This window comes from Streptomyces sp. WAC03905, from assembly GCF_057371075.1.
Genome location: NZ_JBXYDZ010000003.1, coordinates 3,258,290 through 3,276,359, shown reverse-complemented (window position 1 = coordinate 3,276,359; position 18,070 = coordinate 3,258,290). Strand labels below are relative to the sequence as shown.

Annotated in this window: 16 protein-coding genes; 8 read left to right on the top strand and 8 right to left on the bottom strand. The window is 72.3% G+C overall.

The annotated features are described in order from the left end of the window. Nucleotides 1–92 precede the first annotated feature (92 nt). Nucleotides 93–1,484 carry a sensor histidine kinase gene (locus tag AC2RP6_RS17080; RefSeq protein ID WP_486446997.1) on the bottom strand — a complete coding sequence of 464 codons (1,392 nt, stop codon included), beginning with the start codon at nt 1,482–1,484 and terminating at the stop codon, nt 93–95. Beyond that, nucleotides 1,477–2,157, bottom strand: a complete 681-nt coding sequence (locus tag AC2RP6_RS17075; protein ID WP_486446996.1) for a response regulator transcription factor — start codon at nt 2,155–2,157, stop codon at nt 1,477–1,479. Before AC2RP6_RS17075 ends, AC2RP6_RS17080 begins: the two co-directional genes overlap by 8 nt. 924 nt (nt 2,158–3,081) lie before the next feature. Between AC2RP6_RS17075 and groES the strand changes: the two genes are divergently transcribed. Further along, complete coding sequence (gene groES / locus AC2RP6_RS17070; RefSeq protein ID WP_030011064.1) at nt 3,082–3,390, top strand: co-chaperone GroES; 309 nt, start codon at nt 3,082–3,084, stop codon at nt 3,388–3,390. A gap of 111 nt (nt 3,391–3,501) precedes the next feature. After that, nucleotides 3,502–5,130, top strand: coding sequence for a chaperonin GroEL (groL, locus tag AC2RP6_RS17065; RefSeq protein ID WP_384447083.1), 1,629 nt, complete (start codon nt 3,502–3,504; stop codon nt 5,128–5,130). A 63-nt stretch (nt 5,131–5,193) separates the two neighbouring features. On the opposite strand, the gene AC2RP6_RS17060 is transcribed toward groL, so the two are convergent. The 3 genes from AC2RP6_RS17060 to AC2RP6_RS17050 form a co-directional block, all read right to left on the bottom strand. After that, a complete protein-coding gene (locus AC2RP6_RS17060) occupies nt 5,194–5,904 on the bottom strand; it encodes an ester cyclase (protein ID WP_486446995.1) in 711 nt (236 codons plus the stop codon). A gap of 105 nt (nt 5,905–6,009) precedes the next feature. Further along, on the bottom strand, nt 6,010–6,783 hold the full coding sequence (locus tag AC2RP6_RS17055; protein ID WP_486446994.1) for an SDR family NAD(P)-dependent oxidoreductase: 774 nt from the start codon (nt 6,781–6,783) through the stop codon (nt 6,010–6,012). A 31-nt stretch (nt 6,784–6,814) separates the two neighbouring features. Continuing rightward, nucleotides 6,815–7,501 carry an MOSC domain-containing protein gene (locus AC2RP6_RS17050; protein ID WP_486450360.1) on the bottom strand — a complete coding sequence of 229 codons (687 nt, stop codon included), beginning with the start codon at nt 7,499–7,501 and terminating at the stop codon, nt 6,815–6,817. A gap of 88 nt (nt 7,502–7,589) precedes the next feature. Here AC2RP6_RS17050 and AC2RP6_RS17045 point away from each other — a divergent pair, with 88 nt between their 5' ends. After that, the gene (locus AC2RP6_RS17045) at nt 7,590–8,489 is read left to right on the top strand and encodes a LysR family transcriptional regulator (protein ID WP_486446993.1); all 900 of its coding nucleotides are present in this window, start codon (nt 7,590–7,592) and stop codon (nt 8,487–8,489) included. Between the two features lie 133 nt (nt 8,490–8,622). Here the strand turns inward: AC2RP6_RS17045 and AC2RP6_RS17040 are convergent, their stop codons facing one another. Beyond that, entirely contained in the window at nt 8,623–8,949 is a 327-nt protein-coding gene (locus AC2RP6_RS17040) for a WhiB family transcriptional regulator (RefSeq protein ID WP_030027725.1), read from the bottom strand. Nucleotides 8,950–9,338: 389 nt separating this feature from the next. On the opposite strand from AC2RP6_RS17040, the gene AC2RP6_RS17035 reads away from it, so the two are divergent. The 4 genes from AC2RP6_RS17035 to AC2RP6_RS17020 all read left to right on the top strand — a co-directional run bounded on the left by AC2RP6_RS17035 (nt 9,339) and on the right by AC2RP6_RS17020 (nt 13,878). Then, nucleotides 9,339–9,950 (top strand): response regulator transcription factor, encoded by a 612-nt coding sequence (locus tag AC2RP6_RS17035; protein WP_003948568.1) that lies wholly within the window; start codon nt 9,339–9,341, stop codon nt 9,948–9,950. Nucleotides 9,951–10,325: 375 nt separating this feature from the next. Continuing rightward, complete coding sequence (locus AC2RP6_RS17030) at nt 10,326–10,955, top strand: sigma-70 family RNA polymerase sigma factor (protein ID WP_486446992.1); 630 nt, start codon at nt 10,326–10,328, stop codon at nt 10,953–10,955. Between the two features lie 113 nt (nt 10,956–11,068). Continuing rightward, the gene (gene guaB, locus AC2RP6_RS17025) at nt 11,069–12,568 is read left to right on the top strand and encodes an IMP dehydrogenase (protein WP_486446991.1); all 1,500 of its coding nucleotides are present in this window, start codon (nt 11,069–11,071) and stop codon (nt 12,566–12,568) included. A gap of 185 nt (nt 12,569–12,753) precedes the next feature. Continuing rightward, a complete protein-coding gene (locus tag AC2RP6_RS17020) occupies nt 12,754–13,878 on the top strand; it encodes a GuaB3 family IMP dehydrogenase-related protein (protein WP_486446990.1) in 1,125 nt (374 codons plus the stop codon). A gap of 81 nt (nt 13,879–13,959) precedes the next feature. Here the strand turns inward: AC2RP6_RS17020 and AC2RP6_RS17015 are convergent, their stop codons facing one another. After that, on the bottom strand, nt 13,960–14,427 hold the full coding sequence (locus AC2RP6_RS17015) for a hypothetical protein (protein ID WP_486446989.1): 468 nt from the start codon (nt 14,425–14,427) through the stop codon (nt 13,960–13,962). A 115-nt stretch (nt 14,428–14,542) separates the two neighbouring features. Next, nucleotides 14,543–15,772 carry a nucleotide sugar dehydrogenase gene (locus AC2RP6_RS17010; RefSeq protein ID WP_486446988.1) on the bottom strand — a complete coding sequence of 410 codons (1,230 nt, stop codon included), beginning with the start codon at nt 15,770–15,772 and terminating at the stop codon, nt 14,543–14,545. Nucleotides 15,773–16,001: 229 nt separating this feature from the next. Between AC2RP6_RS17010 and AC2RP6_RS17005 the strand changes: the two genes are divergently transcribed. After that, a complete protein-coding gene (locus AC2RP6_RS17005; RefSeq protein ID WP_486446987.1) occupies nt 16,002–17,708 on the top strand; it encodes a glycerol-3-phosphate dehydrogenase/oxidase in 1,707 nt (568 codons plus the stop codon). Nucleotides 17,709–18,070: the final 362 nt, after the last annotated feature.

Here is an 18,070-nt window from a genome sequence, read left to right as displayed (position 1 = left end):
CCTGAAGGGGCGTTCAGGGCCGCCGCCCGTGCCCCGCCGCTGCCTGCGCCCCGCTCAATGCCCACGCCCCCGCCGCCCGCGCCCCGCCGCCGTTACCGGATCCGCAGCACCAGCCGCGCGCCCCCGGCCGGGGCCGGCAGCGCCCGTACGTCGCCCCCGTGCGCCCGCGCGATCTCCCGCGCGATGGCCAGGCCGAGGCCGGTGCCGCCGACGGCCCGGCTGCGGTCCGCGTCCAGCCGTACGAACCGCTCGAAGACCCGGTCGCGGTCCGCGTCCGGGATGCCCGGGCCGTCGTCCGTGACCTCCAGCACCGCCCAGCCGTCCTGCTCGGACGCCCGTACGGCGACCTCCGAGCGGGCGTGCCGCAGGGCGTTGTCCACCAGGTTGGCCAGGGCCCGCTCCAGCCGCGCCGGGTCCCCGGCCGCCGGTACGGGTGCCCGCGCGTCCAGCCGGAGCGCGACCCGGGCTCCGCCCCGGCGCGCCACGTCCTCCGCCGCCAGCAGCGCCAGGTCCACCGGCTCGGTCCGGGGCGGCGGCCCACCGTCGAGGCGGGCCAGCAGCAGCAGGTCCGCGGCGATCCGCTGGAGCCGCTCGGTTTCGGCCAATGCGGCCACCACCGACTCGCGGTCGGGGCGGTCCGCCGCCAGCGCGACCTCCAGCCGGGACCGTACGGCGGCCAGCGGATTGCGCAGCTCGTGCGAAGCGTCCGCGGTGAACTGCCGCTGCCGGGCGTCGGAGCGCTCCAGCCGGTCCAGGGTGGCGTTGACGGTCCGCGCCAGCCGCGCGATCTCGTCCGCCCCGCCCGGGTCAGGGACCCGCCGGTCCAGTTCGCTGGCCGTCACTGCCGCCAGTTCGGTCCGGATGTCGCTCACCGGGCGCAGCGCGCGGCCGGTCACCCACCAGGCCAGGGCCGCGGCGAAGGCGATCAGCGGGGGCGCGCCGGCGAGCAGGCCGACGGCGACGGCCCGGGTCGCGTCGTCGACGTCGCCCAGCACGGTTACGGCGTACACCGTCCGCCCGCCGGGCGCCGCGACGGCGACCACGGCGCGCCGGTGTCCGCCGGGGTGCTCGGGCGGGAGTACGGCCGGGCGGGGGTCCTCGCCGGGGCCCGGCCGCGGCGCGCCGTCCAGGTCGGGGCCGGGGCCGGGGTCGGGGCCGCCGCCGGTCGCGGCGACCGTGCGGCCGGCCGCGTCCCGTACGAGGACCAGGTCCACGCCGTTCTCGGGCGCGGGCAGCCGCCCGCCGGGCGGCGGGTTCCGGCCGTCGAGCTGGGCGGCGGCCCGGAGGGCGGCGAGCTCGGTGCGGCCGGTGGTGTTGTCGAGCAGGTTGGCGCGCAGCAGGGCGTGCAGCCACAGGCCGCCGCCGGCCAGTACGGCGGCCATGGCGAGGGCGGCGGCCGCGGCGGTGCGCGCCCGGATGCCGGGTCGCCTGCGGCGGGCGGTGCGGGCGGTGTGGGCGCGCCGGTGCGCTTCGGGGTCAGCCACCGTCGGGGGCCATGCGGTAGCCGGTGCCGTGGACGGTGAGGATCGAGCGGCGGCCGAAGGGTGCGTCGATCTTCTTGCGCAGCGAGGAGACGTACACCTCGACGATGTTCGGGTCGATGTGCTGCGGCGTGTCCCAGACCTCGTCCAGGATGTCCTGCTTGGCGACGGCCCGGCCGGGCTGCTCCATGAGGCAGGCGAGTACGCCGAGTTCGCGTGCGGTCAGTTCGATGTCCCGCTCGCCGCGGCGGCAGCGGCGGCCGCGCGGGTCCAGGACGAGGTCGCCGGCCTGCAGGACGCCGCGGCCGGAGGCCCCGGCGCGGCGGGCCAGCGCGCGGATCCGGGCGGCGAGGACCACGAAGGAGAAGGGCTTGGTGAGGTAGTCGTCGGCGCCGGCGTCCAGCCCGTCGGCCTCGTCGTGCTCGCCGTCCCGGGCGGTGAGCATCAGGACGGGCGTGGTGTCGCCGTGGGCGCGCATGCGGGTGCAGATCGCGTGGCCGCCGGGACCCGGGAGCATCAGGTCGAGCAGGACGACGTCGTACGGGCCGCCGGCGAGGGCCAGGTCCAGGCCGCGGTGGCCGTCGTGGGCGACGTCGACGAGGTGCCCGTCCGCGGACAGGCCGCGCCGCAGGGACTCGGCGAGGCCCTCTTCGTCTTCGACCACGAGAATGCGCACGTCCCAAGCGTCACATATCGCCCGCCGCCGCCTCTCCCGGGCTCCGCCCGGCCCCGCGGCATGCCCTGCGGTCGGCTCGGCTCGGCGTGTGCGAGCCGGTGCCCGGGCGCTGCCCGGGCCCGCGCCTCAATCGCCGGCGGGGCTGGATGGTCGGGCCGGGTCGGCCTGGTCGGTGCGGGGTGCCACGGCGGGGTGTCTCCTCGGCTCGGCGCGTGCGGGCCATCGCGGTGGTGCCCGGGGGTCGCGCGCTCGTCCTGCGGGGACACCCCGCCCTGTCCCCCCTCCCCTCACGCCACCGGCGGGGTGGGGACACGCAGGAGGGTCCCCGCAGGACGAGGCGCAACCCCCGGGTACTGCCGCGAACCGCCCGCGCGCGCCGAGCCGAGGAGATCCTCGTGCGGGGCACCACCCCACACCGAGACCCCGCCCAACCAGCCCCGCCGGCGTTTGAGGCGCGGGTCCGGGCAGCGCCCGGGACACCGGCCCGCACCGCCGAGCCGCCCGCAGGGCGCACCGCGCGGGTCCGGGCAGCGCCCGGGACACCGGCCCGCACCGCCGAGCCGACCGCAGGGCGCACCGCGCGGGTCCGGGCAGAGACCGGGACATCGGGCCGCACATGTCGAGCCGACCGCAGGGCATACGGCGCGGGTCCGGGCAGGGCCCGGGAGGATGGGCGGGCGCCCCCCAGCGCCCCCCAGGGCACCCCCGCGGGGCGTCCCCGCAGGGGGGTCGCGCAACGCCCGGGGGACGGGAATTGGCACTCCGCTTGACCGAGTGCTAATCGCCGGAATAGTCTCGCACCTGGCACTCACCCCCGGTGAGTGCCAACACAGCGACAGGCAGGTCCGGCACCCGCGACGACGGATCGACCTGGTCGCCACCTCAGACAGTTAACCCCGGATCTCCGAAGGGGGAGGTCGGACAGTGACGACCGCCAGCTCCAAGGTTGCCATCAAGCCGCTTGAGGACCGCATTGTGGTCCAGCCGCTCGACGCCGAGCAGACCACGGCCTCCGGCCTGGTCATCCCGGACACCGCGAAGGAGAAGCCCCAGGAGGGCGTCGTCCTCGCGGTCGGTCCGGGTCGCTTCGAGGACGGCCAGCGTCTCCCGCTGGACGTCACCGTCGGCGACATCGTGCTGTACAGCAAGTACGGCGGCACCGAAGTGAAGTACAGCGGCGAGGAGTACCTCGTCCTCTCGGCTCGCGACGTGCTCGCGATCGTCGAGAAGTAATTTCGCTTCACAGCACTGCTTTGAGCTGCGCCCCTGGTCACCCCGCTGATTGCCGGGCGGCGAGGGGCGCAGCCCGTTAAACCGAGTTTTCGAGAGGGCTGAACCGCTCCCATGGCGAAGATCCTGAAGTTCGACGAGGACGCCCGTCGCGCCCTCGAGCGCGGCGTCAACAAGCTTGCCGACACGGTCAAGGTGACGATCGGCCCCAAGGGCCGCAACGTCGTCATCGACAAGAAGTTCGGCGCCCCCACCATCACCAACGACGGTGTCACCATCGCCCGCGAGGTCGAGCTGGACGACCCGTACGAGAACCTGGGCGCGCAGCTCGTGAAGGAGGTGGCGACCAAGACCAACGACATCGCGGGTGACGGCACCACCACCGCCACCGTGCTGGCCCAGGCGCTGGTCCGCGAGGGTCTGCGCAACGTCGCCGCGGGCGCGTCCCCGGCCGCCCTGAAGAAGGGCATCGACGCCGCGGTCAAGGCCGTGTCCGAGGACCTCCTCGCGACCGCCCGCCCGATCGAGGACAAGTCCGACATCGCCGCCGTCGCCGCGCTCTCCGCGCAGGACGCCCAGGTCGGCGAGCTCATCGCCGAGGCGATGGACAAGGTCGGCAAGGACGGTGTCATCACCGTCGAGGAGTCCAACACCTTCGGCCTGGAGCTGGAGTTCACCGAGGGCATGGCCTTCGACAAGGGCTACCTCTCGCCGTACATGGTCTCCGACCAGGAGCGTATGGAGGCCGTCCTCGACGACCCGTACATCCTGATCAACCAGGGCAAGATCTCCTCCATCCAGGACCTCCTGCCGCTGCTGGAGAAGGTCATCCAGGCGGGTGGCTCCAAGCCGCTGCTGATCATCGCCGAGGACGTCGAGGGCGAGGCGCTCTCCACCCTCGTCGTCAACAAGATCCGCGGCACCTTCAACGCGGTGGCCGTCAAGGCCCCGGGCTTCGGTGACCGTCGCAAGGCGATGCTGCAGGACATGGCCACCCTCACCGGTGCCACCGTCATCGCCGAGGAGGTCGGCCTCAAGCTCGACCAGGCCGGTCTGGACGTGCTGGGCTCCGCCCGCCGCGTGACCATCTCCAAGGACGACACCACCATCGTCGACGGTGCGGGCAGCTCCGACGAGGTCCTCGGCCGCGTGAACCAGATCAAGGCCGAGATCGAGGCCACGGACTCCGACTGGGACCGCGAGAAGCTGCAGGAGCGCCTGGCGAAGCTCGCCGGCGGCGTCTGCGTCATCAAGGTCGGCGCCGCCACCGAGGTGGAGCTCAAGGAGAAGAAGCACCGTCTCGAGGACGCCATCTCCGCGACCCGCGCCGCGGTCGAGGAGGGCATCGTCTCCGGCGGTGGCTCCGCGCTCGTCCACGCCGTCAAGGTCCTCGACGGCAACCTCGGCCTGTCGGGCGACGAGGCCACCGGTGTCGCGGTCGTGCGCCGCGCCGCCGTCGAACCGCTGCGCTGGATCGCCGAGAACGCGGGCCTCGAGGGCTACGTCATCACCTCGAAGGTCTCCGAGCTCGACAAGGGCCAGGGCTTCAACGCCGCCACCGGCGAGTACGGCGACCTGGTCAAGGCCGGCGTCATCGACCCGGTGAAGGTCACCCGTTCCGCGCTGGAGAACGCCGCCTCCATCGCCTCCCTGCTGCTCACGACCGAGACCCTGGTCGTCGAGAAGCCGGCGGAGGACGAGGGCGACGCCGGTCACGGCCACGGTCACGGCCACAGCCACTGACCCGCTCCACGTCGAAGGCCCCGTTCCGCAGCCGCGGAGCGGGGCCTTCCCCGTGTTCGGGCCTCAGCTGCCGTAGGGCGTTCCCGTTCCGCCCATCTGGCGCTGCAGCGCTCCGGGGTTGTAGTGCCACCAGCCCTCGGTGATCTCTCCGTCCTGGCACCGGAAGGTCGTGGTTCCGGACATCTCGTACGTCTTACCGGTCGGTGCGACCCCCATGAACTCTCCCTTGTGGGTGCCGCGCCAGTTCCACACCGTCGTGACCATGTCGCCCTCGGCCACCTGGGCGGTCGGCTCGAAGGCCATGTCGAAGGCCGCCCGCCACCTCTCCATGTCGGCGCGCATGCCCTCGCGCCCGATGACGGTGGCCTCCTCCTTGCTGACGTCGTGGTCGATGTAGTTCGTCGCGAAGCACTCGTCGAGGACGCTCATGTCCCCGGCCATGGCGGCGTCCCGGAACACCCGTGTGGCGAGCTGCTTGTTGAGGTGCTCGTCGCGGACCACGTCGAGGTTCATGAACGTCGGCATCCCCTCGCAGAGGGCCACCATCTCCTGGAACATCCGGTCCGTCTCGGGGAGCTGAGAGTTCCTCATGGCCTCCTCGTACGAGGCGAATTCCACCATGTCCACGTAGTGGTTCCGGGCCTCGCGGTCCTGGCCGATCATCGTGTGCGTGGCGGTGCGCCTGCCGCTGCTCTGCTCCGCCCAGCGGTCGATGAGCGCGTTCATCTCATCGAACCGCGTGGTCTCGTAATCGATCACCTGTACGAATGTCATCGCGTCGCCTCCCGCCTGAGATGGGACACGTCCAGTTTAGGGAGGTCTGACCCGATCGGCGGTTCCGGCAGGGCTGCGACGGACGCCACCGACGAGTCACGAACGCTACTGGGGCCCGTACTTGCGGCCCGTGCGCGAGGACATCCCGCCGAGCAGCCCGCGCGGCGCCAGCTTCACCACGCCCATCAGCGCCTTGTACCGCGGGTCCGGGATCGACACCGTCTTCCCGCGCGCCAGATCGGCCAGCGCCGCCGCCACCAGCTTGTCGGCGTCCAGCCACATCCAGCCGGGGATGTTGTCCGTGCCCATGCCGGCACGCTGGTGGAACTCCGTCCGCACGAAGCCGGGGCACAGTGCCATCAGCCGGACCCCCGACCCCGCCATGTCCCGCGCCGCGCCCTGGGTGAACTGCACGACCCAGGCCTTGCTGGCCCCGTACGTACCGCGGGGTACGAAGGCGGCCACCGACGCCACGTTGATCACGCCGCCGCGGCCGCGCGAGCGCATCGACTCCGCGGCCGCCGAGGTCAGCCGCAGCACCGCCTCGACGTGGACCTTCAGCATGGTCAGCTCGTCGGCCATGGAGACCTCGAGGTACCGGCCCTTGTTGCCGAAGCCCGCGTTGTTGACCAGCAGGTCGACCGGGTGCGTACGGTCGTCGAGGCGCTTCTCGACCGCCGCGATGCCCTCCTCCGTCGCGAGGTCGGCGGCCAGCACCTCGGCCTCGATGCCGTGCAGGTCGTGCAGCTCCGTGGCCTGTTCGCCGAGCCGCTTGGTGTCGCGCGCCACCAGCACGAGGTTGTGCCCCTGGGCGGCCAGCCGCCGGGCGAAGGCGGCGCCGATGCCCGCCGTGGATCCCGTAATCAACGCAGTCGTCATAGGCGCAACCTAGCCGCCCCGGATGACAGCGTTATCGCGCCCCGGCCCCCGCCCCGTACTTCTCCACGTACTGGCGCACCGTCTCGTGCGCCGCCGGCTCCATCGCAGCCCCGGCGGCGAGGGTGCGCGGCAGCAGGGCGCGCTCGGTGGTGAAGGCGCGGAACCACATCTGCACCGTCACGTCGTGGTCCGGCCTGTGGATGATCTCGATGGGGTCACCGGGGGACACCGAACCCTCTTCGATCACCCGCAGGTACGCGCCCGGCCGGGCCTCCCGCGTGAACCGCCGGACCCAGCCGGCCTCGCCGAGCACGCCCTGGAAGGTCCGGCACGGGATGCGGGCCGAGGCCACTTCGAGGACGAGGTCCGCGCCGACCCGCCAGCGGTCGCCGAGCCGCGCGGTGTTCAGGTCGACGCCGGAGGTCGTGAAGTTCTCGCCGAAGAGCCCGCCGGGCAGTTCGCGGCCCAGTTCGCGCTCCCACAGGTCCAGGTCCTCGCGGGCGTACGCGTAGACGGCCTGGTGGTCGCCGCCGTGGTGGCGCCGGTTGCAGACCGCGTCACCCTCCAGGCCGCTGCCGAGGCCGGTGGCCTTGGCGCCGGGGGCGAAGACGCGGACCGGACCGGGGACCGGGCGCTTGCCGATGCCCGTCACCCCGCTCTCGGCGTCGGTGTACTCGGAACGGGTCGCGGTGCCGACGTTGACGGAGATCAGATGCATGGGGCCCATGCGCACAGATTATCCGCGCGGCCCCAAAGCGTCACTGAGGTATTCGCACAGGCATCAAAGTGGGCCTTATGCTCAAGGGGTGATCGAGGCACGTCATCTCCGGGTACTGCGCGCCGTCGCCGGGACCGGATCCTTCTCCGCCGCCGCGCGCGAACTCGGCTGCACCCAGCCCGCCGTCTCCCAGCAGATGAAGGCGCTGGAGCAGTCGGCCGGCACCCCGCTGCTCATCCGCACCGGCCGCGAGATGCGGCTGACCCAGGCGGGCGAGGCCCTGGTCCGGCACGCCGCCGGGATCCTGGCCGGGCTGACCGCCGCCGAGGAGGAGGTCGCGGCCATCGCCGGGCTGCGCGCGGGCCGGGTGCGGCTCGTGTCCTTCCCGAGCGGCAGCTCCACCCTGGTGCCGACCGCGCTCGCGGCGATGCGCTCCGAGCACCCGGGCACCCGTATCTCCCTGGTCGAGGCCGAGCCGCCGCGGTCGGTGGAGATGCTGCGCGAGGGCGACTGCGACCTGGCGCTGGCCTTCCGCTACGGCGGGGCCGCCGGGTCGGCCGCCGAGTGGGACGACCTCGTGGTGCGGCCGTTGCTGACCGACCGGCTCGTGGGGCTGGTGCCCGAGGGGCACGCCCTGGCCGGGGCGGAACGCGTGGGCATGGCGGAGCTGGCCGACGAGCCCTGGATCGCGGGCTGCCCGCGCTGCCGCCGCCATCTGGTGGAGGTGTGCGAGGACGCGGGCTTCACCCCGCGCATCGACTTCGCCACCGACGACTATCCGGCGGTGGTCGGCCTGGTCGGAGCGGGGCTGGGCGTCGCCGTGCTGCCGGAGCTGGCGGTGGAGTCCGTACGGGCCAAGGGCGTCAGCGCGGTCGCCGTGGAGCCGGCCGTGGAGCGGGAGGTCGTGGCGCTGACGCTGCCCGACCTGGCCCGGGTACCGGCGGTGGCCGCGACCCTGGCCGAACTGGAGCGCGCGGCTGCGCGCTGACGCCGGACGCGTCGGCCGTACGCGCCGGGGCGCATACGGCCGAACGCGTGGAACCGGGACCGGGCGGCGACGGGACGCGCCCGGGCGGACGGGTGGTGCGGAGGAAACGTTCCTTCCGTCGTTTCGTCGGCTCTCAGTGCGGCGCGATCGGTCCGATCGCACTCGACGCGGGAATCAGTCGGTGCCGGGCGCGGCCCATCAGTTCCTCGCGTTCGTCCTCCGTGAGGCCGCCCCACACCCCGTAGGGCTCACGGACGGCGAGTGCGTGCGCGGCGCATTCCGAACGAACCGGGCATCGCATGCAGACCTCTTTAGCCGAGGCCTCGCGCGCGCTCCTGGCCGCGCCCCGCTCGCCTTCCGGGTGGAAGAAGAGGGAGCTGTCGACCCCGCGGCAGGCGGCTAGCAACTGCCAGTCCCAGAGGTCGGCGTTCGGTCCGGGGAGGCGGGAGAAATCTGCCATTGGTAGTCCTCTTGGTGCCGGTACTGAGGCGGATACGGTCCATGTCTCCAAGGGTCTCCACACCTACTGTCGGAGTAGATGTAAATATGACTCATTGGGAATCTAGCCTCAGACACGTGCCAAACGGAAGGAAAGCCGCCAAATAGGGCATAGCTCCAGATGGAGGACAGGCAGGGTGCGCCTCCGCCGCCGTGATCGCTTCCTCACGTAGAGTGCCGAAGGTGTCCGTCCGACCCGTAACTCTTTCGAGTGACCATCGTTGAGAGTGCGAAGGCGGTTGAACCGACAAGTTCTCGGACAGGTGTCCGGGAGCATCGACCGCACAGGTGACGATACGTACCAGCCTGGAGGCTCAAGGTGACGCGCATCAGCAGCTGCGGAGGGCGGTCATGACATCCGTCCTCGTCTGCGACGACTCCCCGCTTGCCCGAGAGGCGCTCCGTCGCGCGGTTGCCACCGTGCCCGGCGTCGAGCGTGTGACGACGGCTGCCAACGGCGAGGAAGTCCTCCGCCGCTGGGGCGCCGACCGCTCCGACCTGATCCTGATGGATGTGCGGATGCCCGGGCTCGGCGGTGTGGAGACGGTCCGCCGCCTCCTCTCGGCCGACCCCGGCGCCCGCATCATCATGCTGACGGTCGCCGAGGACCTGGACGGCGTGGCCCTCGCGGTCGCCGCCGGCGCCCGCGGCTACCTGCACAAGGACGCCTCGCGCGCCGAACTGCGGGCCACGGTCACCCAGGCGCTCGCCGACCCGACCTGGCGGCTGGCCCCGCGCCGGCTCCGCTCCGCCGAGATGGGCGCCGCGCCCACCCTCACGGCGCGCGAGATCCAGGTGCTGGAGGGCATGAGCCACGGCCGGTCGAACGCGGAGATCGGGCGCGAGCTCTTCCTCTCGGAGGACACGGTCAAGACGCACGCCCGCCGGCTCTTCAAGAAGCTCGGCGCCTCGGACCGCGCGCACGCCGTGGCGCTCGGCTTCCGCTGGGGTCTCGTCCGCTGACCCGGCCGCGGCCGGGCTCCGCCCGGTCCGCCGCACACCGCGGATCGTCGAGAGCGGTCCCGTCCGCCACCGGTGGACGGGGCGGCGCGCCGCTCTCGCCGTCGCCCGGCGCCTCCCGGCGCCCCTTCTCGTCGCGGTAGCCCCGTCCCGCCGTACCCGGTGCGCACCCGGGGGTTGGCGGGGCACAATCCGGGGGACGTCTCGCTTCGTGCGCGATGCCGCATCCTTGAGGGTGTGGAGTCTCTCGGGGACTATTCGGCCGAGCGGGAGGGGAGGGCGCAGATGCAGAGTTCCGGCGCACCCGCTCATAACGCTTCGACGTACAACAAGGGCCACGGTGCCGCGGATGCTCCGGCGTCAAGGCACCATGGACGGATGCGCGACGACGAGGCCCTGGGGTCCCTCGCGGCCACAGGCCCCACCGGCGCCGCCGGAGGCGGCAGTGCCGGGGGCGCGAGCGCGCTCGTCCGCCGGGCGGTCGAGGGCGACGAACAGGCCACCCACGACCTGCTCGCCTTCGTGCACCCCCTCGCGATCCGCTACTGCCGCACCCGGCTGTCGCGGCTGCCGGGTGACGCTCGCCACTTCGTGGAGGACCTGGCGCAGGAGGTCTGCGTCGCCGTCCTGATGGCGCTGCCGCGCTACCGGGACACCGGTCGCCCCTTCGAGGCGTTCGTCTTCGCCATCGCCGCGCACAAGGTCGCCGACCTGCAGCGGGCCGCCATGAGGCACCCGGGCAGCACGGCCGTGCCGTCGGACGAGATGCCCGAGCGGCCGGACGACTCGCTGGGCCCGGAGGAGCGCGCGCTGCTCAGCAGCGACGCCGCCTGGGCCAAGAAGCTGCTGGCGAACCTTCCGGAGAACCAGCGCGAACTCCTCGTCCTGCGGGTGGCCGTCGGGCTGACCGCGGAGGAGACCGGCCAGATGCTGGGGATGTCCCCCGGAGCCGTGCGCGTGGCCCAGCACCGGGCGCTCAGCAGGCTCCGCGCACTCGCCGAGCAGTAGGCCAGACGTAGGAAACTACGAATCTTCTGGTTGACCTTGGTCGTGGAATGAGACGCGTCGGGATCCCGTTAGCATGGACATCCGCGCTGAGCAAGACCATTTGGGAAGGTGTCATGACCGCCGACGGAGTGCCCGACAAATTCGCCACGCTCGGACTGACCTACGACGACGTGCTGCTGCTGCCGGGCGCGTCGGACATGGCACCGGACGACATCGACACCTCTTCCCTCATCTCCCGCAACGTGCGCGTGAACATCCCGCTGCTGTCCGCGGCCATGGACAAGGTCACCGAGTCGCGCATGGCCATCGCGATGGCCCGCCAGGGCGGCGTCGGCGTGCTGCACCGCAACCTGTCGATCGCCGACCAGGCCAACCAGGTCGACCTCGTCAAGCGCTCCGAGTCGGGCATGGTCACCGACCCGATCACGGTGCACCCCGACGCGACGCTGCGCGAGGCCGACGAGCTGTGCGCGAAGTTCCGCATCTCCGGCGTCCCGGTCACCGACCCCGCGGGCAAGCTCCTCGGCATCGTGACCAACCGCGACATGGCCTTCGAGTCGGACCGCAGCCGCCAGGTGCGCGAGGTCATGACGCCGATGCCGCTGGTCACGGGCAAGGTCGGCATCTCCGGCGTGGACGCCATGGAGCTGCTGCGCCGGCACAAGATCGAGAAGCTTCCGCTGGTCGACGAGGCGGGCGTCCTCAAGGGCCTCATCACGGTCAAGGACTTCGTCAAGGCCGAGAAGTACCCGAACGCCGCCAAGGACAAGGACGGCCGCCTGCTCGTCGGTGCGGCCGTCGGCGTCGCCGGTGACGCGTACGAGCGCGCCCAGGCCCTGATCGAGGCGGGCGCCGACTTCATCGTCGTCGACACCGCCCACGGCCACTCCCGCCTGGTCGGCGACATGGTCGCCAAGATCAAGTCGAACAGCACCGTCGACATCATCGGCGGCAACGTCGCGACCCGCGACGGCGCCCAGGCCCTGATCGACGCCGGCTGCGACGGCATCAAGGTGGGCGTCGGCCCCGGCTCCATCTGCACCACCCGCGTGGTCGCCGGCATCGGCGTCCCGCAGGTCACCGCGATCTACGAGGCCTCGCTCGCGGCCAAGGCGGCCGGCATCCCGGTCATCGGTGACGGCGGCCTGCAGTACTCCGGCGACATCGCCAAGGCCCTCGTCGCGGGTGCCGACACGGTGATGCTCGGCTCGCTGCTCGCCGGCTGCGAGGAATCCCCGGGCGAACTGCTCTTCATCAACGGCAAGCAGTTCAAGTCCTACCGAGGCATGGGCTCGCTCGGCGCGATGCAGTCCCGCGGTGACCAGCGCTCCTTCTCCAAGGACCGCTACTTCCAGGAGGGCGTGGGCGGCGACGACAAGCTCATCCCCGAGGGCATCGAGGGCCAGGTGCCCTACCGCGGTCCGCTGGCCGCGGTCGTCCACCAGCTCGTCGGCGGCCTGCGCCAGTCGATGTTCTACGTGGGCGGGCGCACCGTGCCGGAGCTCCAGGACAACGGCCGCTTCGTGCGCATCACGTCGGCGGGCCTCAAGGAGAGCCACCCGCACGACATCCAGATGACCGTCGAGGCACCGAACTACAGCCGCAAGGGCTGAGCAGGCGCAACGCGACAGGGGCGGGCCCGGGTCACCGGGCCCGCCCCTGTCGTGTGGAGACCGTGCCCCTCGCGCACGGAATCCGCCACGGAGTCCGCACGCCGTCCGTACAGCGGTCACCGGAACGCGGCCCGCCGGGGTTCGGGGATACTGGACGGGCAGACCCAGAGGAAAGGCCACCACACGTGACTGAGATCGAGATCGGGCGCGGCAAGCGCGGCCGCAGGGCGTACGCGTTCGACGACATCGCCATCGTCCCGAGCCGGCGTACCCGGGACCCGAAGGAGGTCTCGATCGCCTGGCAGATCGACGCGTACCGCTTCGAGCTCCCCTTCCTGGCCGCCCCCATGGACTCGGTCGTCTCCCCGCAGACCGCGATCCGCATCGGTGAGCTCGGCGGCCTCGGCGTGCTGAACCTCGAAGGCCTGTGGACCCGTTACGAGGACCCGCAGCCGCTGCTCGACGAGATCACGGAGCTGGACGAGGAGGCCGCCACCCGCCGCCTCCAGGAGATCTACTCCGCGCCGATCCAGGCGGACCTGATCCGTGAGCGGATCAAGGAGGTGCGCGACTCCGGTGTCGTCACCGCCGCCGCGCTCTCCCCGCAGCGCACCGCAGAGTTCTCCAAGGCCGTCGTCGACGCGGGCGTGGACATCTTCGTGATCCGCGGCACCACCGTCTCCGCCGAGCACGTCTCGGGCGCCGCCGAGCCGCTGAACCTGAAGCAGTTCATCTACGAGCTGGACGTCCCGGTCATCGTCGGCGGCTGCGCCACCTACACCGCGGCCCTGCACCTGATGCGCACCGGCGCCGCGGGCGTGCTGGTCGGCTTCGGCGGCGGCGCCGCGCACACCACGCGCAACGTCCTCGGCATCCAGGTCCCGATGGCGACCGCCGTCGCGGACGTGGCCGCGGCCCGCCGCGACTACATGGACGAGTCCGGCGGCCGCTACGTGCACGTCATCGCGGACGGCGGCGTGGGCTGGTCGGGCGACATCCCGAAGGCCGTGGCCTGCGGCGCCGACGCCGTGATGATGGGCTCCCCGCTGGCCCGCGCCACGGACGCGCCCGGCAAGGGCAACCACTGGGGCATGGAGGCCGTCCACGAGGACGTGCCGCGCGGCAAGAAGGTCGACCTCGGCACCGTCGGCACCACCGAGGAGATCCTCACCGGTCCCTCGCACAGCCCCGACGGCTCGATGAACATCTTCGGCGCGCTGCGCCGCTCGATGGCCACCACCGGCTACAGCGAGCTGAAGGAGTTCCAGCGGGTCGAGGTCACCGTCGCGGACTCCCAGCACCGCCGCTGACCCCCGCCCGTACGCCGTAGGGCCCGGCCCCCGCTCCACGGGCGCCGGGCCCTACGGCGTACGGGCCGCGCCCGGAACGGTTCAGGCGGACTTGCGGGCCGTCTGGAAGGCCGCGTACGCGCCGATCGCGTAGAAGAGCAGCGAGATGGGGTCGATGTTGTCCACGTAGAACCGGTTCAGGTTTACGAGCTCGGTGGTGAGCAGTTCGGAGACCGGGACCCCCTCGTGCTCGGACACGGCGAGGGCCATGTCCAGGAGGTATCCGACGTACACGCCGGCGAGCGTGAGCACGGCGCTCAGGACCGGCAGGACGGGGTTGCGGCCGCCGAGGCGGACTGCGACGAGGGCGACCGCGAGGCCGACGCCGGCGGCCAGGTAGCCGATCTGGAACGAGATCGCGCTCATGATGCCGCCGTAGGCGGCGCCCGCGACGAGGGCCGTGCCGGCCGCCGCGAGGATCGCCAGGCCGACGTTGCCGCTGCGGGCCGGGGCCGGGGCGGCGACCGGGGAGTAGGAGTCGGGCGCGGGCGGCGTGAAGTTCTGGCTCATCGGAAAGATCCCCCCAGGGATGCGAACGCACGTGTGGCCATCAGGCATAAGTGCGAGATAAGTGACGCCGCAGGCTAGCAGGCCGGTCGGACATCGGCAGGGGGGATTTCCGCTGCTAGAGGCGGTGGGCGGCGCCGACCGGGCTGGCGCCGCGGGTGTCCAGGAGCAGCTGCGCCTTCACCGCCAGGGCCTGCATGTCGTAGGTGCGGTGGTGCTGGAGCAGGATCGTCAGGTCCGCGTTGGCCGCGGCCTCGTACAGGGACTCGGCGCGGGGGACCGGCTGGTCCCTGACCCGCCACCCCGTGATGTACGGGTCGTGGTAGCTGATCAGAGCCCCGAGGTCGATGAGGCGGCTGGCGATCTCGCCGGCCGGGGAGCCCTCCTGGTCGGCGAGGTCGGGCTTGTAGGTGACCCCGAGGAGCAGGACCCGGGCCCCGCGGGCGGACTTGCCGTGCTCGTTCAGCAGGGTGGCGGAGCGCTGGATGACGTACTGCGGCATCCGGTCGTTGATCTCCTGCGCCAGGCCGACCATGCGCAGCGGGTGGCCGGGGGTGCGGGTGGGGTGGGGGAGGTAGTTCGGGTCGAGGGGGACGCCGTGGCCGCCGACGCCGGGGCCGGGGCGGAAGGCCTGGAATCCGTACGGCTTGGTCTCGGCGCAGCGGATGACGTCCCACAGGTCCACGCCCAGGTCGTGGCAGAGCACGGCCATCTCGTTCATCAGGGCGATGTTGACGTGGCGGTAGTTCGTCTCCAGGAGCTGGACGGTCTCGGCCTCGCGCAGGCCGCGGGCGCGGACGACCTTCTCGGTGAGGCGGGCGTAGAAAGCGTGTGCGGACTCGGTGCAGGCGGGGGTGAGGCCGCCGATGACCTTGGGGGTGTTGGCCACGCCGTGCGTGCGGTTGCCGGGGTCGAGGCGGCTGGGGGAGTAGGCCAGGTGGAAGTCCCGGCCGGCGCGGAGGCCGGACCCCTCCTCCAGGATCGGCCGCAGGTAGTCCTCGGTGACGCCGGGGTGGACGGCGGATTCGAGGATCACCGTGGTGTGCGGGCGCAGCCGGGCGGCGAGCGCGCGGCCGGCCCCGCCCACGGCGGACAGGTCCAGCGCGCGGTCGGGACCGAGCCGGGTGGGGGCGCAGATGACGGCCGTGCGGACCCGGCCGAGCTCGGCGGGGTCGGTGGTGACCCGGAAGCCGGCCGCCGACATGCGGCGGATCTCGGCAGCGGAGAGAGTGGAGTCCGTGACCGGACCGCTGTCGTAGCCGACCGTCTCGATTCCGGCGGCGACGGCCGCCTGTGCGAGCGGGAGGCCGAGATGGCCCAGTCCGATGACGGCGAGGTCTGCGGGCATGGGGATGCCGTCCCTTCCCTGGCGTGAGGAGGTGCCGCGCGAGTCCTCCGAGGACAGGGGAGCTGGCGCAATGTCAGACTAGGCTTATATATGACAGATATGTCGCATTCCGGGGTGAATGCCACCGTTGTGTTGTCCACAGGCGGTGGCTGATGTGGATGCGGGACGTCAGAATCGAGAAACGGGGGCATGTGAGCGGGGAACTCACCCGCACCAACGGGAGGCAGCCGTGAGGACAGCGACACTGGGGCCGGAGCAGCGGGCCGAGGCCTTCACCCGGATGGCCGAGCGGGAACTGGACGTCCTGGTGGTGGGCGCGGGCGTGGTCGGCGCGGGCACCGCGCTCGACGCCGTGACGAGGGGGCTGTCCACCGGTCTGGTGGAGGCGCGGGACTGGGCCTCGGGCACCTCCAGCCGGTCCAGCAAGCTCATCCACGGCGGCCTGCGGTATCTGGAGATGCTCGACTTCGCCCTCGTACGGGAGGCGCTGAAGGAGCGCGGCCTGCTGCTGGAGCGGCTCGCCCCGCACCTGGTGAAGCCCGTGCCCTTCCTGTACCCCTTGCAGCACAAGGGCTGGGAGCGGCTCTACGCCGGCGCGGGCGTCGCGATGTACGACGCGATGTCGGTCTCCAGCGGCCATGGACGGGGCCTGCCGGTGCACCGGCACCTGTCGCGCACGCGGGCGCTGCGCGTGGCGCCGGCCCTGCGCAAGGACGCCCTGGTGGGCGCCCTGCAGTACTACGACGCCCAGATGGACGACGCGCGCTACGTCACCACGCTCGTACGGACGGCCGCGGCGTACGGGGCGCACTGCGCCAACCGGGCGCGGGTCGTCGGGTTCCTGCGCGAGGGCGAACGGGTCGTCGGTGCGCGCGTGCGGGACGTGGAGGGCGGCGTCGAGTACGAGATCCGCGCGAAGCAGGTCGTGAACGCCACGGGCGTGTGGACCGACGACACCCAGGCACTGATCGGGGAGCGCGGGCAGTTCCACGTACGGGCCTCCAAGGGCATCCACCTGGTCGTGCCGAAGGACCGCATCCACTCGACCACCGGGCTGATCCTGCGGACCGAGAAGTCCGTGCTGTTCGTCATCCCGTGGGGCCGGCACTGGATCGTGGGGACCACGGACACCGACTGGGACCTGGACAAGGCGCACCCGGCGGCGTCCAGCGCGGACATCGACTACGTGCTGGAGCACGTCAACTCGGTGCTGGCGGTGCCGCTGACCCGGGACGACGTCCAAGGCGTCTACGCGGGCCTGCGGCCGCTGCTGGCCGGCGAGTCGGACGCCACGAGCAAGCTGTCGCGCGAGCACACGGTGGCGCATCCCGTGCCGGGGCTGGTGGTGGTCGCGGGCGGCAAGTACACGACGTACCGGGTCATGGCGAAGGACGCGGTCGACGAGGCGGTGCACGGGCTGGACCAGCGGGTGGCGCCGTGCGTGACGGAGGACGTGCCGCTGGTGGGAGCCGAGGGGTACCGCGCCCTGTGGAACGCGCGGGCCAGGATCGCTGCCCGGACGGGTCTCCATGTGGTCCGGGTGGAGCACCTGTTGAACCGGTACGGGACGCTGACCGAGGAGCTGCTGGCGCTCATCGCCGCCGACCCGGAACTGGGCAAGGCGGTGACCGGGGCGGACGACTACCTGCGGGCGGAGGTCGTGTACGCCGCCTCGCACGAGGGGGCGCGGCACCTGGACGACGTGCTGACGCGGCGGACGCGGATCTCGATCGAGACCTTCGACCGCGGGACGCGGTCGGCGCGGGAGTGCGCGGAGTTGATGGCGCCGGTGCTGGGGTGGGACAAGCAGCAGATCGAGAAGGAAGTGGAGCACTACGAGAAGCGGGTCCAGGCGGAACGGGAGTCGCAGCGGCAGCCGGACGACCAGACGGCGGACGCGGCACGGCTGGGGGCGCCCGACATCGTTCCGTTGTAACTCCGGGATACGGAACGCGGAACCGCAGACCCGGGGGGTCCGTCCGTTGCGGAGTGAGGAACAATGATGGCTCTGCCGGGGCGGGTTACCGTGGGCCCCGGCCGCCGGGTCGCTCAGCCGCTGGGGCGGGCGGAGCAGCGGCACGATCGCAGAGGGGACGCATGTCGAAGCCGGAGCACACCGAGTCACCTGCCGGGGCGCCTGCGGCGAAGCTTGACGATGGCGCCTCTGCGGGGTCGCCTGCGGGGTCGCCTGCGGCGAAGCCCGAGGATGTTTCCGTGCCGGCGGCAAGGACCGCCGCTGACGCGGAGGCTGACGGGCCGAAGCCCGCGGCTTCGCCTGCGGCGGAGCCGGAGGTGTCT

What these genes read in the sequence shown, in the direction of transcription:
- AC2RP6_RS17010 (WP_486446988.1), bottom strand. Translation starts at nt 15,772, where the DNA reads ATGCCCGCAGACCTCGCCGTCATCGGACTGGGCCATCTCGGCCTCCCG.
- AC2RP6_RS17050 (WP_486450360.1), bottom strand. Translation starts at nt 7,501, where the DNA reads ATGCATCTGATCTCCGTCAACGTCGGCACCGCGACCCGTTCCGAGTAC.
- AC2RP6_RS17030 (WP_486446992.1), top strand. Translation starts at nt 10,326, where the DNA reads ATGCGCGACGACGAGGCCCTGGGGTCCCTCGCGGCCACAGGCCCCACC.
- AC2RP6_RS17015 (WP_486446989.1), bottom strand. Translation starts at nt 14,427, where the DNA reads ATGAGCCAGAACTTCACGCCGCCCGCGCCCGACTCCTACTCCCCGGTC.
- AC2RP6_RS17055 (WP_486446994.1), bottom strand. Translation starts at nt 6,783, where the DNA reads ATGACGACTGCGTTGATTACGGGATCCACGGCGGGCATCGGCGCCGCC.
- AC2RP6_RS17040 (WP_030027725.1), bottom strand. Translation starts at nt 8,949, where the DNA reads ATGGCAGATTTCTCCCGCCTCCCCGGACCGAACGCCGACCTCTGGGAC.
- guaB (WP_486446991.1), top strand. Translation starts at nt 11,069, where the DNA reads ATGACCGCCGACGGAGTGCCCGACAAATTCGCCACGCTCGGACTGACC.
- AC2RP6_RS17035 (WP_003948568.1), top strand. Translation starts at nt 9,339, where the DNA reads ATGACATCCGTCCTCGTCTGCGACGACTCCCCGCTTGCCCGAGAGGCG.
- groL (WP_384447083.1), top strand. Translation starts at nt 3,502, where the DNA reads ATGGCGAAGATCCTGAAGTTCGACGAGGACGCCCGTCGCGCCCTCGAG.
- AC2RP6_RS17060 (WP_486446995.1), bottom strand. Translation starts at nt 5,904, where the DNA reads ATGACATTCGTACAGGTGATCGATTACGAGACCACGCGGTTCGATGAG.